We start from the raw sequence: 1,518 nt of genomic DNA, 5'->3' as shown, positions 1-1,518 counted from the left end.
CTGGATTTTAGATTTTGAACTTCCGGTTGAATAATTAATTTCTAACTGTTCCGCAGCCTTCAAACTCCGTTCCTTCCCACTCCCATACACAACCTGCAAATTCCCCTTCCTCTCTCCTTGTCCCCTTGTCTCCTTGTCCCCTTGTCCTATTATCCTCTCCCCTCTTCGCCTAGCCGAAGTTCCCTCCTCACTCGTATCCTCAGCCACCACCTCATACAAAATCGCCTGCTTATTCTCAATATTCCCTTTCCGTAAAATCCTACCCAATCGCTGAGTATACTCCCTAGCCGAACCCGTTCCTGATAAAATAATCGCAACAGTTGCCGCCGGTACATCAACCCCTTCATTCAACACATGAGAAGCAACCAAAGTATTATATTTACCCTCTCGAAACTTTGTTAATATTTCATGCCGTTCTTTCACAGGAGTTTGATGAGTAATCGCCGGAATTAGCAACTCTTGAGAAATGCGATAAACCGTTGCATTATCAGCAGTGAAAATCAAAATTCTTGCCGGATAATGTTCTGCCAATAAATCAATCAGAATTCGCAACTTTCCATCAGTACCCAAGGCGATATCTTTCGCTTCTCGATGCGCTAACATCGCCCTACGTCCAGATTGCGATCTAGCACTCATTTGTACGAACATTTGCCAACCTTGAAGACTCCCCAAAGAAATCTTTGATTGCTTTAAAAAATCATTGCGAGTTTGAATTAGTTGATTGTATCTTTCGCGCTCAAGTTGCGATAACTTTACCTTAATTTGGACAATTTCATGTTCTGCTAATGCCTTACCCGCCAAATCTTCGGCGCGTTTGCGATATACTTCTTGCCCAATAAGGATATTTAACTCAGCGTGTTTACCATCGGTGCGTTCTGGTGTAGCCGAGAGTCCAAGACGATAAGGTGCGATCGCATATTCAGCAATTACCCGATTAAAATCTGTGGGTAAATGATGACATTCATCAAAAACAATCAAACCATATTGATTTCCCAACGTCTCAGCGTGAATTGCTGCACTATCATAAGTTGCAACGAGAATTGCCGTTCTATCCCGCGAACCACCTCCCAGCAATCCCACCTCAGCATCGGGGAAAGCGGCTACCAAGTGTGCATACCACTGATGCATTAAATCCAAAGTTGGCACGACAATTAGCGTCGTGCGCGGCGTTGACTGCATCGCCATTTGCGCCAAATAAGTCTTTCCCGCCGCCGTGGGAAGCACAACTACCCCTTGTCTACCCGCCAGTTTCCAAGCTGCTAGCGCCTCAGTCTGGTGGGGATATGGTTCCATTTCCAGACTGGGAACCAAATCTACAGGATAAAATTGCTTCGCCTCATCGATAAAATTCACATCTTCCGCTTGTAGTGCTTCCACTAGCGATCGATATCTAATTGCGGGAATGCGGAATTTCTCAACTCTATCATCCCATGTAGCATAATCCATCCAACCTTTGCCGCGTGGTGGTGGATGCAAAATTAATGTGCCGCGATCAAAATTTAATGTAGGAGTACGAGC

Annotated in this window: 1 protein-coding gene; it reads right to left on the bottom strand. The window is 45.0% G+C overall.

Annotated features, from left to right (window positions below; translation table 11 throughout):
- The coding region (locus VE944_RS00075; RefSeq protein WP_324970686.1) for a DEAD/DEAH box helicase at window positions 1-1,518 on the bottom strand (1,518 nt) is incomplete at both ends.

The organism is Nostoc sp., from assembly GCF_035638895.1.
In the GTDB taxonomy this organism is placed as follows: Bacteria; Cyanobacteriota; Cyanobacteriia; order Cyanobacteriales; family Nostocaceae; genus Nostoc.
Note: the sequence above shows the minus strand (reverse complement) of the source record. Positions and strands in the feature narration are given on the sequence as shown.